This window comes from Arthrobacter dokdonellae, assembly GCF_003268655.1.
Lineage (GTDB): Bacteria > Actinomycetota > Actinomycetes > Actinomycetales > Micrococcaceae > Specibacter > Specibacter dokdonellae.
In genome coordinates this window covers 2,608,766-2,623,091 of record NZ_CP029642.1, presented here as the reverse complement: position 1 = coordinate 2,623,091, position 14,326 = coordinate 2,608,766, and the positions used below count along the sequence as shown (strand labels likewise).

The window sequence follows — 14,326 nt, the reverse complement described above, 5'->3', positions numbered from 1 at the left end:
TGCTCCTGCGCCTACCAGATGCTGACGCGGTCCGCGGGCTCCATCCACAAACCGTCTTCGGCCGTCGTGGCGAAGGCTTCGTGGAAGGCGTCAAGGTTGCGGACCACCGCGTTGCAGCGCCATTCGCCGGGGGAGTGGGGGTCCACGGCCAGCCGGCGCACGGCCTCTTCATGGCGAATCTTCGTCCGCCAGCATTCAGCCCAGGAGAAGAAGAACCGCTGCGCGCCGGTCAGGCCGTCAATTTCGGCCGGCCTGGTTCCGTCGAGGCTCAGCTGGTAGGCCTTGTAGCCGATGGCCAGACCGCCCAGATCCCCGATGTTCTCACCCAGGGTGAGCTCCCCATTGACGGTCTGGTCGGGTGCGGCCGAAGGGGACAGGGCGTTGTATTGCTCCACGAGTTTCGCCGTCAGGGCCTCGAAGGCGGTCCTGTCTTCGTCAGTCCACCAATTGCGCAGGGTCCCGGTGCCGTCAAACTGTGAGCCCTGGTCGTCAAAGCCGTGGCCGATCTCGTGGCCGATCACGGCGCCGATGCCGCCGTAGTTGGCGGCGTCGTCGGCGTCCGCGTCAAAGAACGGCGGCTGGAGGATCGCGGCGGGGAACACCACCTCGTTCATGGTGGGGTTGTAGTAGGCGTTGACCGTCTGGGGGGTCATGAACCATTCCTCCCGGTCGATCGGCTGGCCGATCTTGGCGAGCTGACGGGCCAGCTCGAAGGCGTTGCTGCGCTCGATGTTGCCGATCAGGTCCCCGGGCAGGATGTCCAGGGAGGAGTAGTCGCGCCACTTGGACGGGTAGCCGATCTTGGGAGTGAAAGCCTCCAGCTTGGCCAGGGCGCGGTCGATGGTCTCCCGGCTCATCCAACGGAGCCCGGCGATGCTTTCCCGGTAGGCCGCGATGAGGTTGGCCACCAGGACCTCCATCCGGGCCTTGTGGCTCTCGGGGAAGTGCTCGGCCACGTACAGCTGGCCCACAGCCTCGCCCAGGGCCCCCTCGACCAAGGCCACGCCGCGCTTCCAGCGGTCGCGGATGGCCGGCGTGCCGGTGAGCGTGGTGCCGTGGAAGGCAAAATTCTCATCCACGAAATCCTTGGACAGGTACGGAGCGGCGCTGGCGATGGTGCGCATGGCGAGCCAGGCTTTCCAGTCCTGCAGCCGGTCCTCCACCAGCAGCGGCGCCTGACCTCGGAAAAAGTCGGGTGTGGCGACCACCAGTTCGGCGCTTTGTCTGGCACTGACCCCCAGGGCGTCCAGCCAAAGCTCCAGGGCTGGCAGCAGTTCCAGCGCGTCGCGCCTGTCCATGAGGTTGTAGGTCTTCTTCGGGTCCCGCAGCGTCACCTTGTCCCAATGTGTGGCCGCAATCTCCGTCTCCAACGCCATGACGCGGGCCGCCTTGTCCGCGGCGTCCGCCCTCCCGGCCAGTTCGAGCATGGCCTGGACATGTGCCACGTAGGCGTCCCGCACGGCGGCAAACTTTTCCTCCCGGTAGTACGACTCGTCCGGCAGGCCCAGTCCCGATTGGAAAAGGTGGAGCAGCGCACGGTCAGGATTTCCGGCGTCGTTGTTGACATAGGCCCCGAACAGCCCGTCCCCGCCGCTTCGGTCCAGTTCGCCCATCAAACTGACGACGGCGGCAATGGAGCCGGCCTCTTCGACCGCCTTGAGCCTGGGGGAGAGCGGCGCGGCTCCGGCCGTTTCCACGGCGGACTCGTCCATGAAGGCCGCGTAGAGGTCGCCGATCTTGGCTTCGATGCCGCCGGCCGCGGTGTCGGGCCGGGCGGCGGATTCGGCGGCGCGTTCAATGATGGCCCGGACCGCGGCCTCGGATTCGTCGCGCAGGACTGTGAAGGAGCCGGTGAGGGCACGGTCGTCCGGAATGACTTCACGCGCAAGCCACCGGCCGTTCACATGGGCGTAGAGGTCGTCCTGCGGCCTGACGTTCTGGTCGACGTTGTCCAGGTTGATGCCGGAATGAGTCAAAGTGATCTGTCCCCTTGGATTGATGGGTGCGTTCCGCCGGACTTGCCAGGCGCCTCTTGTGGTTCGTTACGGGCCGCAAACGCACAAATGGTGAGCCCTTTCACCATCATCCTAGTGCCGTGCTACGCTAAAAATGTGCGCACTGGAATGCTCCGTCTTAGCTGCCGCGGCGAGGCCTGAACCAACGTTGAACTGATCAACGTGGCATTGGCCGCCCTCGCTGCGGTGTAAGTGGCGCCCGGCCGAGCTACCCAAAGTTGAACAAGATTAAGGTCACCTCCATGCGAAACGCACAAAAACCCTCAGGGATGCCGGTCCATCGCTACATTCCCTTCCACGAGCAGATTAACGTCAGCCTGCCGGACCGCACCTGGCCGGACAAGGTCATCGCCAAGGCCCCCCGCTGGTGCGCAGTGGACCTGCGCGACGGCAACCAGGCACTCATCGATCCCATGAGCCCAGGCCGCAAGATGAAGATGTTCCAACTGCTGGTCAAGATGGGCTACAAGGAAATTGAGGTTGGTTTCCCGTCCGCGTCACAGACGGACTTTGACTTTGTGCGCCAGCTGATCGAGGGCGGCCACATACCTGACGACGTCACCATCCAGGTCCTGACGCAGGCCCGAGAGCACCTGATCGAGCGGACCTACGAGGCACTCGTGGGGGCCAGGCAGGCAATCGTCCACCTTTACAACTCCACGTCCGTGCTGCAGCGCCGGGTGGTCTTCAATCAGGACGAGGACGGGATTTTGGACATCGCGCTTCAGGGCGCCCGGCTGTGCAAGAAGTACGAGGAGTCCCTCGCCGACACCCGCATAACCTATGAGTATTCCCCGGAGTCCTATACGGGCACGGAGCCGGAGTACGCGTTACGGGTCTGCAATGCCATCGCGGACATTTTTGAGGCCTCGGAGGACAACCAGGTCATCATCAACCTGCCCGCCACGGTGGAAATGGCCACCCCGAACGTGTACGCGGACTCCATTGAGTGGATGAGCCGGAACCTGCACCCGCGGGAGGGAATCATCCTTTCGCTGCACCCGCACAATGACCGCGGCACCGGCGTCGCGGCCGCCGAGCTGGGATACCTGGCCGGCGCGGACCGGATTGAGGGCTGCCTGTTCGGCAACGGTGAGCGCACGGGCAACGTGGACCTGGTCACGCTGGGCCTGAACATGTTCACCCAAGGCATTGACCCCATGATCGACTTCTCCGACATCGACGACGTACGCCGCACGGTCGAGTACTGCAACCAGCTTCCGGTAGGGGAGCGGGTCCCCTATGGTGGGGACCTCGTCTTCACGGCCTTCTCGGGCTCACACCAGGACGCCATCAAGAAGGGCCTGGAGGCGCTTGAGGCCGACGCCGCCGTCGCCGGCAACGCGGTCTCCAACCACCCATGGGCCGTCCCGTACCTGCCGGTCGACCCGAAGGACCTGGGCCGCAGCTATGAGGCCGTGATCCGCGTAAACTCGCAGTCCGGCAAGGGCGGCGTGGCCTACCTGCTGAAGAACGAACACAGCTTGGACCTGCCCCGCCGTGCCCAGATCGAGTTCTCCGGAGTCATCCAAAAGCGCACCGACACGGTGGGGGGAGAAGTCAGCGGCAGCGAGCTGTGGAACATCTTCACCGACGAATACCTGCCCGCCGAAGTCTCCAATGACGCCTGGGGCCGCTACCGCATCGGCCCGTTCACGACGTCCACGGATGACGACGGCGAAATGACCCTGATTGCGAACATGTCCATTGACGGGGTGAAGGCCACCCGTACGGGCACCGGAAACGGGCCCATCGCCGCCCTGCTGGCCATCCTCGGCGAGGACGGCGTCGACGTGCGCGTCCTGGACTACTCCGAGCACGCACTGAGTGAAGGTGGCGACGCCCGGGCGGCGGCGTTCGTTGAGTGTGCCGTGGGCGAGCGTGTGCTGTGGGGTGTGGGGATCGACGCCAACACGTCCACCTCATCCCTCAAGGCAGTCATCTCCGCGGTCAACCGGGCCGTCCGGGACGCCACGGCGTAGGCAGCCATGCCATCAGCTGATGGCGTTCGACGCCGGAGGGCGGCTCCATCGGGGCCGCCCTCCGGCGTCGCCCGTGCGATGCGGCCAGCGGTCACCGCCGTTGACGGGTGCTCCGTCGGGCGCGCCGAGGGGCGTGGGGGAGGACGGCAAGTGCGCCGCCAGGTGGGAGAATGGTGGGGTGTCCAATCAATCGTTCGCCGCACGCACCTACCGGGACGACGCCGTCATCCTGCGCACCCATAAACTGGGCGAGGCGGACAGGATCATCACGCTGCTGACCCACCGGCACGGTCAGCTGCGCGCCGTTGCCCGCGGCGTGCGGCGCACCAGCAGCAAGTTCGGGGCCAGGCTCGAACCTTTCATGGTGGCCGACCTCCAGCTGGTCAAGGGCCGCACCCTGGACATCGTCACGCAGGCCGTGGCGAAGGCCAGCTATGGAGACGCGATAGCTGCCAACTATGACCGGTACGTGGTGGCCGCAGCCATGGCTGAGACCGCCGAGCGGCTGACCGATGTCGACGGCGAAACATCCACTGCCCACTACCTTCTGCTGGTCGGGGCCCTCGCCGCCCTGAGCCGGGGTGCCCACGCACCGGAACTGATCCTGGACTCCTATCTTTTACGGGCCGTGTCCATTGCCGGCTGGGCGCCCAGCTTTGGCGACTGCGCCCGGTGCGGGGATCCAGGCCCGCACGGAGCGTTCAATGCGGCACTGGGCGGGGCCGTGTGCCCGGACTGCCGGCCGCCGGGATCGCCCGCCCCTGCTCCGCCGACCATGGCGCTGCTCGCCAGCCTGCTCAGCGGGGACTGGGCCGGGGCGGATGCGTCCGAGTACATTCACCGCCGGGAGGCGGCAGGCCTGGTGGCAGGCTATGTCCAGTGGCACTTGGAACGCACCGTGCGATCCCTGAAACTTGTGGAGCGTGTGTAGAACCCATGGCAGGACACCAAAGCAGCCGCAGCAAGGCACGGACCGCCGTCACGGCGCCCTGGCCGCACCCCTCAGGCGCGGCCATGCCGGAGATCCCGGCCGCCCTCGTGCCCAAGCACGTGGCGATTGTCATGGACGGCAACGGCCGCTGGGCCAACCAGCGCGGGCTGCCGCGCGTGGAGGGCCACAAGGCCGGCGAACCTGCGCTCCTGGATGTCATGGCGGGCGCCATTGAGATGGGGATCAAGTACGTCAGCGTCTACGCGTTCTCCACCGAGAACTGGAAGCGCTCCCCGGAGGAAGTCCGCTTCCTGATGGGATTTAACAAGGACGTATTAAGACGCCAGCGCGATCAGCTGGACGCGTGGGGGGTGCGCATCCGATGGGCCGGCCGCAAGCCCCGCCTCTGGGGCTCGGTCATCAAGGAGCTTCAAGTGGCCGAGGAACACACCAAGGATAACGACACGATCACGTTAACCATGTGTGTTAATTACGGCGGCAGGGCAGAGATCGCCGACGCCGTCGCCGCCCTGGCCGCGGACGTAGCGGCCGGGAAGGTCAATCCCAAGTCCATCACCGAGCGGAGCATCCACAAGTACTTGTATGTTCCGGACATGCCGGACGTGGACCTCTTTCTGCGCTCCAGCGGCGAGCAAAGGACGTCCAACTTCCTGCTTTGGCAAAGCGCCTATGCTGAATTTGTCTTCATGGACACGCTGTGGCCGGACGTCGACCGCAGGACGCTATGGGCCGCAGTGGATGAATTTGCCCGCCGCGACCGTCGGTATGGCGGCGCCGTCGATGCCGCCGCCGCGGCCAGACAATAGGGGCGCGTAGCGCGGCCATGGACCGGTCCCGGTCCGAACGGCACGTTTTTCGAAAAGGGGTGGCTTGTGAAAAAGTGGAATATCCAACGCTAAGGTTTTGCCGGGCGTCGTAGTGGCCTGTATTTGCCGGGTTTGATCTGGTTGGCGCGGGGCCAGGTGTAGTCGCCGGTGAGGTTGATGTGTTCCCAGCCCAGGGGTGAGAGGAACCGCAGCAGGTCCGGGTCGATGTCACCGCCGTTGCTGGTCAGGGTGGTGATGGTGCGGTCGAGGTAGACGGTGTTCCAGTGCACGATGGCCGCGGTGAGGAGGTTCAGTCCGCTGGCGCGGTAGCGTTGCTGCTCAAAACTGCGATCCCGGATTTCGCCGAGGCGGTTGAAGAAGACGGCACGGGCCAGGGTGTTCCGGGCTTCGCCCTTGTTCAGCCCGGCCGTGACCTTGCGGCGCAGGCCCGGGTCCTGGACCCAGTCCAGCAGGAAGAGGGTCCGTTCCAGCCTGCCCAGTTCTCGCAGGGCCGTGGCGAGTCCGTTTTGGCGTGGGTAGGCGCCGAGTTTGCGCATCATCAACGATGCGGTCACGGTGCCGGTCTTGATGGATGCGGCCAGGCGGAGCATCTCGTCCCAGTGCGCGGCGATGGTTTTCGTGTTGATGGTGCCGCCGATCAGCGGCGCCAACGTGGCAAGCTCTGGAGCGTTGGTGGGTGTGTAGAGGCGGGTATCGCCGATGTTGCGGATCCGGGGCGCGAACCGGTAGCCGAGCAGGTGCATGAGGGCAAAGAGATGGTCGGTGAATCCGGCGGTGTCGGTGTAGTGCTCCTGAATCTGCAGTTCGGACTCGTGGTAGAGCAGCCCGTCCAGGACATAGGTCGCGTCACGCTCCCCGACGTTGATGAGTTTGCTGTGGAAGGGCGAGTACTGGTCCGAAACATGCGTGTAGATCAGCCGTCCGGGCTCGGAACCGTATTTGGGGTTCACATGCCCGGTGGATTCGGCATGGCTGCCGGCACGGAAGCGCTGCCCGTCCGAGGACGAGGTGGTGCCATCGCCCCAGTGCGCGGCGAAGGGGTGCCCGTGTTGGCTGTTCACCAGTTCCGCCAGGGCGGCGCTGTAGGTTTCATCCCGGATGTAAGCGGCCTGGTGGCGGTCCAGCTGGGCGTAGGTGACTCCGGTGCATGACTCGGACATCTTCGTCAGGCCCAGGTTGATTCCGTCGGCCAGGATGGCGGTGAGCAGGAGCTGTTTGTCCTTGGAGGGCTGTCCGGATTTGAGGTTGGTGAAGTGGCGGGTGAATCCGGTCCAACCATCGACTTCCATCAGCAGGTCGGTGATCCGGATCCGTGGGAACATGGCGCTTGCCTGGTCGATCAGTGGTTGCGCGTGCGCGGGGACGATCGTCTCCAGAGGGGTGATTTTCACACCTTTCTCGGTGACCAGCACCCCGGGGAGTTCGTCGCGGGCGGCGCGGTCGTTGACTTCCTTCAGCCGCTTCTGAAGGAGGGCAAGCCTGCCCTCGAGGTACTGGGTGCTTCCGTCGGTCGTGATCAGAGGCAGCTTCCCGGAGTTCTTTATCCCGGTGTAGTCATCGCCGGCAAGAAGGTAGCCATCGAAGTCGCGGAACTGACGTGATCCGGTGACCCACATGTCCCCGGAACGCAGGGCATTCTTTAGTTCCGCGAGGGCGCAGAACTCGTAGAATCCCCGGTGGAAGCCGTCGTCGGTGAAGACCAGTGGCTTCCACCGGGGCCTGATGAACGAGGTGGGTGCATCCTCCGGGATCCTCCGGACGCCGGTGGTGTTCAGGGCTCGGATGACGTTGATCGCGGCCAGCAGGCCCTGCGCCGCCGGTGCGGCGTGGAGGTCAAGGACGGCAAGGAACGCCGGCGTATAGCGGCGCAGCGTGGTGAAGTGTGCGCTGACCAGAGCGAGGTGGTCTTCGAGGGCCGGCCGGGTGAGCTCCTTTGCCTGGGCGATGCTTTCGGCCAGGGATTCCCAGCCGATGGCTGTTTCGATTGCGGCGAAGGGATCCTCGCCATTTTCCTTGGCCTCCAGCAGGGCATCACCGAGCTTGGAGTGCAGGCGCATCATGGCCGCGACGGTGGCGCGGGACGCCAGGATGTTCTGGTTTTGCTTGTTCTGGGCGGTGCGAATGATCCGGGCCATGATCCGATCGTGCAGCTCAATGATTTCGTCGGTGACGGTAGCCATGCTTTCCACCGACAGAGCGAAGAGGGTCGCGTAGCGGCGTCCGGGTTCAAACTTGGCCAGGTCTGCCGCCGTCATGGAGGCGCCCTCGCGAGCCAGCTTCAACAGCCTGTTCCGGTGCACCAGTTTGCCGGCGGCCCAGGGAAGATCGAGGGCACGCCAGGCAGTCAGCCTGTCGATGTGCTCATTCATGGCCCGTGCGTTGGGGCGCCGGGGTGCCTGCCGCAGCCAGCCGATTTCGGTCAATGAACTATCGGGGCGACGAAGCAACAACCCATCCAGGCGTTGCCGGTGGCCCGCGGACAGTTGCTCACCCAAGGTGGCGTAGATTCGCCGGTTCACCCTGGTCAGCGCCTGCGCACAGGCCCGTTCAATGACGCCGATCCCGGGAAGGGCGACCTTCTGTGCCTGCAGGAAGTCCCTGGCGCTTTCGACCAGGAGCAGGCCCTTGTCCGTTTGCGCGGCCACATCACCCACGTGCTCCACGAGCCGGCGAAAATCCTCGATGCCGAACGCAGACATGCCCAGGTAGGTGCGCAGTTCCTTGGCGTGGTCTTGCCGCGTTTGCTCTCGGTCCCCGTAGCCTGTCCACGCCTCGGCGGAGACGGCCAGGCGCGAGGCCAGCCAGGCGACCAGCTCCAAGGGAACATCGGTATCGTCGCCCAGCGCGATTCCCGGGTGGCGCAGCAGACACAGCTGGACGGCCAAGCCCAGCCTGTTCACGTCTCCGCGGCGTTGCCGGATCAAGGACATGTCCGCCTCGCTGAGCGTGTAGTGGGCTGCCAGGTCCTCCGTTCCAGTGGGAATTGCCAGGATCTGGCTACGCTCGGCAGCCGTAAGCAAGGAACGCAGGGCCACTTCAGACGTTCCTATCCGCTAAACGGGCGAGAACAACGGTCTTGCCGTCGTTCTGGTGTGACGCGCAGGGCCCGGCGTTCATGGTTTGGCCAGGTGCCGGTAGATGGTGGGCCGGGTGACGCCGAATTCCTGGGCGATGTGTTCGACGGTGTGGGCACGTTTCCCGTCGGCGTCCTTTTCCTCATACATGTCGCGGGCCAGTTTGACCTGCCGGGGACCGAGCTTTGGTTTCTGTCCGCCCGTCCGGCCCCGGGCCCGAGCGGCGGCCAGCCCGTCACGGGTCCGCTCGGACATCAGGGCGTGTTCGAACTCGGCGATCGAGCCGAGGATCTGAAAGAACATCCGTCCGGCAGGTGATGACGTGTCGATGCCCTGGTCCAGGACCACCAGGTCCACGCCGCGCTCCTGCAGTGTCTTGGACAGGTCGATGAGGTTTTCCAACGAACGCCCGAGCCGATCGAGCTTGGTGACAACAAGCTGATCCCCTGCCCGGTTGGCCGAGAGCAGCGCCTTGTCGAGTTCGGGACGGCGGGCCAGCGTCCCCGACGCCGTGTCGAGAAAGACCTGCTCGCAGCCAGCCGCGGCCAGGGCGTCGTGCTGGGCCTCAGGGTGCTGATCGCGTGTTGAGACACGCCCGTATCCGATTCGCATACCCAAAATGTATCACCAACCCGGTTTAACGTTACATTGCTGCGTACACGGGAAGCGTTACAAAATGGGCCGCGTGGTTCCGCGGTTCCCGAAACTGGGTTGACAGTGTCTCGCGAACGATCGATACAGTACACTGTTCGCCTAACGCCACCTGTCAGTAGAATGATCTGGGCACTCGATCAGAACTACAAGGGTTGCATAGTGCTCACGCCCTGCCGTGCATATGGGCTGATCGAGAGGCCGACATTTGGATGGTAGGCTACGCCTCTATTGATGGTAATTAATACTCAAGGAAGCATCGAAAATGGAATCGTTTATTGAAAATAGACTAAATGAATTCAATTCGAAACTGATTCGATATGATAATTCCACTTTCGAATTGGCCATTCAATTTGAACCCACAACAATTCAAAAACGGATGTTCGCTCTGATTAATTCAATCTACCCGGAGGCCGAATTAGGTCAAACCGTTCTTGACAGCGACGCCGACCCAGAATTTGTCGACGACGTGGTAAATCATTCAAACGAACTTTTGAAACTAAATGAGGAGCATCTAGCTCGAAGGAGGTCTGGCATTCAGTCTTGGATGGTCTCGGGGCGCGCCACCAGTCCAGGACCGTCCTTGCAGAAGTTTAACACTCCGACAGATCCTTCTGATTCATGGGCTGGCAAACCGGCTAAATCAGCAATATTTACCTCAGTCGCTTCACCTGAGGATCTTGGAATGTGGTTTCTGTACGTAATCACACACGAACATATTTACACACGGCCCTGGTTTGCATGGAATTTGGAAATAGAGGAAAAAGCTAAACAGTTGATCGTCGATTCATCAATGGACTGGTGCTCATTTGTTTGTCGATTTCCACGCCAGGGAATATCTGGTGTCAGTGTAAATTGGGTTGCTGCGGCAGAAGAATATGATGCAATTCACATAACGCCTAAAGCTGTTGCTTCCATCGATAGTATAGAATTTAATTGGCATGGCAAGGTTATCGAGGCTTCATTTTGGAGCGTCGAGACGACGGTGTGGCTCCGCTGGAAATTTAGGGCTGGTAAACAGATTACTCTTCCAGCGGAACCAACCGCTTAGAGCTTTCTGGCGACTATTGTGTACAAGGGCTGGCTTGACGGGGCAGTTGCTCCGGCTTTGAAGGCTACGCCGCAAGCCAATGCGAACCATGCACTGTTTTGATTTCCCACTTGCGGTGTGGGAGTGTAGCCGGCGGGGAAGTGCACCACCGCATTGACTCGGGTCTGAAATGTCCCTGGCGCTTCAGCGCAGCTTTTCGCTGCATTCCCGCTCAAACGTCCGCCAGTGGGATAGAAACGATCCTGTGTGGTTGAAGACAGATAGCCGTTGCTTTTGGCCAAAGTAACCTTGAGATAGATCTCGTTTACAAGGCCATCACATTCAACTCGTCCAACGGCGTTGATGGTTCCACTGACATGATTCGACGCGTGGGGATAGTCTGCATAGATCCCGCAAGTGATAACACTTCCACCCGGTCCAACTGCTGCATTAGCAGTCATGGTCCCGGCAACAATGAAGGCAGCAGTCAGAAACAATCCCAATGTTAACCGCAAAAATTTTCTAAAGTTCACGATCATCCTCTTCTTAATCCGAGAGGGAAGTTGACTAAGCGGCAACGTCTCAACAGTTCAGTCCTGTTCCCCCAAGATGAGACTGGCTCATGTGAGTCAATCGCGCTTTTTCAGCGTATGCTCATCGTTACACATTCATCGCCAATAGAATAGGCCGGTTTTCTAGATTTCTTGATTTTTCCGAGGCAAGATGCTCAGAGCACGGGGATGAAGTCCATCCAAGTTGTGTGTGATCGCCCAGGCATCGCTGTGGGTATCTTGGTTGTTATCCCTTGAATGTGCGAACTCTTGTGCTTCGTCACCGGGTTCTGCCGGATTTCAGTCGCTACCACGCCGATGAAGTGTCCGTGGCGAAGGCCAGCGTTCGCTTGTAAGGTGGCCGGCGGCAGGATCTTCCGGCTCTCGCCTGCATCCCGACCGCTACGAGGTGACAAAGCCTTGGCGTTGGATATTCTACTTTTTCACAAACCACCCCGAAAAGCGCGTTATGGCACAACTGTGTCATAACGTGCCGACGGGCCCGTAGCCGCGCAGCCAGCGCTCCAGGCGGTGGTAGGCATCCCGGCGCACCTCGACAGGGGAGAGGAACACCTCGTGCAGGCCGCCGTCAATCCGCTCCACCGTGATGCTGTTCCCCAGGGAAACGGCGCGCAGCGCCAGCGCGCGCACGTCAAGCACCACGTCCGCCCGCAGCATGGCGTCGTTCCACACAGGTCCCAGCATGCTGCGCGACGAGAGCAGGACAAGGACGGGCATGGGCAGGCCCAGCCCGCCGGCCACGTGGCGCTGCGCCGCCAGGACGGCCCTCATCCAGCCCGCCCGGACCGGGAAAGCCTGGGGCGGCCGCATGGAACGGTCCACATGCCATTCACCGTAGGCTTCATCGCTGATGCCGCGCCAGTAAAATGTCCGTTCCGGCACGCGCATCCGGGTCAACGGGCGCAGGTCGGCCACCGGCCGCACCAATGGAGTGGCTGCCCGCCTGATGGCCGCACCGCCCTGGATCTCCAGCCATGGGCTGTTAAGTACCAGCTGGCCCACCTTGGCCGGAAACCTGTGCGCCCAAAGGGTGGCGACCAACCCGCCAGTGGAGTGGCCCATGAGCACGATGGGAAATTCGACGGCATGATTGCCAGCCACTTCCCCAGCTGCGTTCCCGTCCCCTGCCCCGGCTCCGGCTCCGGCTCCGGCTCCGGCCTGGATGGTGGCGTGCGCCAAAGTGATTTCGTCGTCGTAGTCCGACAGGTCGTCCACGTACCCGCCGAGTTCGTGGCTGGCCAGGTTGCGGCCGTGGTTGTGCAGGTCCAGTGCGTAGAAGTCATAGCCGTGGCCGGTGAAAAACTCCGCGAGCCCCGTGTTGTAGAAGTAGTCGCTCCACCCATGGATGTACAGCACTGCCGGTCGCTGCGCGGGACCCGCCCCGGCGGCCGCCAGCTCTTCCGGACCCGCCGGACGGTGCCGCACCAGGGTGGCCTGCCGGGGAGTGCCGTCGGGGCGCGGGACCGCCAGCGTCAGCGCGCTGTAGTCCGGCCCCAGGATGTCCTCCGTCCAGCCGCCGGCGGCACCGGTCACGATGCGGTGTCCGCGGCGGCGCTGCGTCCGGCGCTCCGGCCGGAGAAGAGGCAGCCGCCCAGGAAGGTCCCTTCCAGCGACCGGTAGCCGTGCACGCCGCCGCCGCCAAAGCCGGCGGCCTCGCCCGCGGCAAACAATCCCGCCAGGGGTTCACCGTGGGTGTCCAGCACCCGGGCGGCCAGGTCCGTTTGAAGCCCGCCGAGGCTCTTGCGCGTCAACACGGACAGGCGCACCGCAATCAACGGCCCGTGCTCGGGGGCCAGCATCGGGTGCGGCGGCACCACCCGCATGAGCCGGTCGGTGGCGAAGCGGCGTGCCTCCCGGATGGCGTTGAGCTGGGCGTCCTTGCCGAGCCCGCTGAGCACCTGCCGGTCCCGCGCGGCCAGCGTCTCGTGCAGCCCCTGCGGGTCCACCAGGTCCTCGCCAATGAGCGCGTTCATTTTCGCGGCGAGCTCCTGGGCTGTGGGCGCGTGCAGGAAGTCCATGCCACGGTCCAGGAACTTCTGCACCGGCCCGGTGGCCCCGGGCAGGGCCCGCTTGGCCAGCATCCTGACGTCCCGTCCGGTCAGGTCGGGGTTCTGTTCGGAACCGGACAGGGCAAATTCCTTACCGATGATCGTCTTGTTCAGCACAAACCATGAATGGCCGCGGCCCGTGGTGCCCAGATGCCGCAGCGTGCCCAGGGAATCGAAGCCGGGGAAGAGCGGCACGGGAAGCCGGTGGCCGTAGGCATCCAGCCACAGCGGGGAGGGCCCGGAAAGGATGCGGATCCCGTGGTTGGGCCAAACGGGATCAGGGTTGTGGATGCCTTCGGGATAGTGCCACATCCGGTCGGTGTTGACGAGGTTGCCGCCGGCGCGGGCCACCGCCTGTTGGAACTCCCCATCCACGGAGGCGGGGACGCCGGCCAGCATGTACGCCGGGCTGGCCTTTCCGGGCCACTGGCTGCGCACCATGGCGTGGTTGCCGCCGATGCCGCCGGTCGTGACCACGACGGCCCCGGCGGCGGCCGTGAACGCGCCCGCCACGTCCCGGCTGCTGGCCTCGCCCCGCCCGGCGGTGGAGCCGGCGAGGACGTCCCCGCGCACCCCGGTGACGCGTCCGGCCTCGAACACCATCTCGGTGGCCCGGTGGCGGAACGCCAGCTGCACGCGGCCTTCGGCCACGCCGTCGGCCACCTTGGCCAGAAAGGGTTCCAGGATCCCCGGCCCGGTGCCCCAGACCACGTGGAAGCGGGGGACGGAATTGCCGTGCCCCTGGGCATCGTAGCCCCCGCGCTCGGCCCACTGGACCAGCGGGAAGAAGCGCACACCGAGCGCGTGCAGCCAGGCGCGCTTCTCGCCGGCAGCAAAGTGCACATAGGCGTCCGCCCACTGGCGTGCCCAGCGGTCCTCGGGGCGGTCAAAGGCGGCAGAGCCCATCCAGTCGGACAGGGCAAGGTCCTCGTTGTCCTTCACGCCCAGCCGGCGCTGTTCGGGGGAGTCCACCATGAACAGCCCGCCGAAGGACCAATGCGCCTGGCCGCCCAGCGAAGCCTCGGGCTCCTGGTCCAGCAGGAGCACCCTCCTGCCGGCGTTGTAGGCCTCGGCGGCACAGACCAGCCCGGACAGGCCGGCCCCGACCACCACCACATCGGCCTGAAACGCGGATTCCCCGCCATTGCTTCCCATGCCGCCATGCTATCCCCAGC

General features: G+C 63.9%; 10 protein-coding genes. 4 read left to right on the top strand and 6 right to left on the bottom strand.

What is annotated here, in order from left to right; genetic code table 11:
* Positions 1–11 precede the first annotated feature (11 nt).
* Positions 12–1,976, bottom strand: a complete 1,965-nt coding sequence (locus tag DMB86_RS11695; RefSeq protein ID WP_113717965.1) for a M13 family metallopeptidase — start codon at positions 1,974–1,976, stop codon at positions 12–14.
* A gap of 281 nt (positions 1,977–2,257) precedes the next feature.
* On the opposite strand from DMB86_RS11695, the gene leuA reads away from it, so the two are divergent.
* The 3 genes from leuA to DMB86_RS11680 all read left to right on the top strand — a co-directional run bounded on the left by leuA (position 2,258) and on the right by DMB86_RS11680 (position 5,755).
* Positions 2,258–3,997, top strand: coding sequence for a 2-isopropylmalate synthase (gene leuA / locus DMB86_RS11690; protein ID WP_113719525.1), 1,740 nt, complete (start codon positions 2,258–2,260; stop codon positions 3,995–3,997).
* A gap of 178 nt (positions 3,998–4,175) precedes the next feature.
* The gene (gene recO, locus DMB86_RS11685; protein ID WP_113717964.1) at positions 4,176–4,928 is read left to right on the top strand and encodes a DNA repair protein RecO; all 753 of its coding nucleotides are present in this window, start codon (positions 4,176–4,178) and stop codon (positions 4,926–4,928) included.
* A gap of 5 nt (positions 4,929–4,933) precedes the next feature.
* Positions 4,934–5,755, top strand: a complete 822-nt coding sequence (locus DMB86_RS11680) for an isoprenyl transferase (protein ID WP_113717963.1) — start codon at positions 4,934–4,936, stop codon at positions 5,753–5,755.
* Between the two features lie 89 nt (positions 5,756–5,844).
* Here DMB86_RS11680 and DMB86_RS11675 read toward each other — a convergent pair whose 3' ends face one another.
* Together DMB86_RS11675 and DMB86_RS11670 are read right to left on the bottom strand one after the other, a co-directional pair.
* Positions 5,845–8,811, bottom strand: a complete 2,967-nt coding sequence (locus DMB86_RS11675) for a Tn3 family transposase (protein WP_113717962.1) — start codon at positions 8,809–8,811, stop codon at positions 5,845–5,847.
* Between the two features lie 78 nt (positions 8,812–8,889).
* Positions 8,890–9,462 carry a recombinase family protein gene (locus DMB86_RS11670; RefSeq protein ID WP_113717961.1) on the bottom strand — a complete coding sequence of 191 codons (573 nt, stop codon included), beginning with the start codon at positions 9,460–9,462 and terminating at the stop codon, positions 8,890–8,892.
* 304 nt (positions 9,463–9,766) lie between these two features.
* Here DMB86_RS11670 and DMB86_RS20305 point away from each other — a divergent pair, with 304 nt between their 5' ends.
* Positions 9,767–10,552: a hypothetical protein gene (locus DMB86_RS20305; RefSeq protein ID WP_129545520.1), complete on the top strand. Its 786-nt coding sequence runs from the start codon at positions 9,767–9,769 to the stop codon at positions 10,550–10,552.
* Here the strand turns inward: DMB86_RS20305 and DMB86_RS20300 are convergent.
* From DMB86_RS20300 to DMB86_RS11660, 3 genes are all read right to left on the bottom strand, one after another.
* A complete protein-coding gene (locus tag DMB86_RS20300) occupies positions 10,549–11,070 on the bottom strand; it encodes a hypothetical protein (protein WP_129545519.1) in 522 nt (173 codons plus the stop codon). The genes DMB86_RS20305 and DMB86_RS20300 overlap by 4 nt on opposite strands.
* Before the next feature lie 495 nt (positions 11,071–11,565).
* Positions 11,566–12,636, bottom strand: coding sequence for an alpha/beta hydrolase (locus DMB86_RS11665; RefSeq protein WP_113717960.1), 1,071 nt, complete (start codon positions 12,634–12,636; stop codon positions 11,566–11,568).
* Positions 12,633–14,306 carry an FAD-binding dehydrogenase gene (locus DMB86_RS11660; protein ID WP_113717959.1) on the bottom strand — a complete coding sequence of 558 codons (1,674 nt, stop codon included), beginning with the start codon at positions 14,304–14,306 and terminating at the stop codon, positions 12,633–12,635. The genes DMB86_RS11665 and DMB86_RS11660 overlap by 4 nt, the downstream gene beginning before the upstream one ends.
* Between the last annotated feature and the right edge of the window lie 20 nt (positions 14,307–14,326).

Excerpts from the sequence above, each read along its gene's own strand:
- DMB86_RS11660 (WP_113717959.1), bottom strand. The coding sequence starts at position 14,306 with ATGGGAAGCAATGGCGGGGAATCCGCGTTTCAGGCCGATGTGGTGGTG.
- DMB86_RS20305 (WP_129545520.1), top strand. The coding sequence starts at position 9,767 with ATGGAATCGTTTATTGAAAATAGACTAAATGAATTCAATTCGAAACTG.
- DMB86_RS11670 (WP_113717961.1), bottom strand. The coding sequence starts at position 9,462 with ATGCGAATCGGATACGGGCGTGTCTCAACACGCGATCAGCACCCTGAG.
- DMB86_RS20300 (WP_129545519.1), bottom strand. The coding sequence starts at position 11,070 with ATGATCGTGAACTTTAGAAAATTTTTGCGGTTAACATTGGGATTGTTT.
- DMB86_RS11680 (WP_113717963.1), top strand. The coding sequence starts at position 4,934 with ATGGCAGGACACCAAAGCAGCCGCAGCAAGGCACGGACCGCCGTCACG.
- leuA (WP_113719525.1), top strand. The coding sequence starts at position 2,258 with ATGCGAAACGCACAAAAACCCTCAGGGATGCCGGTCCATCGCTACATT.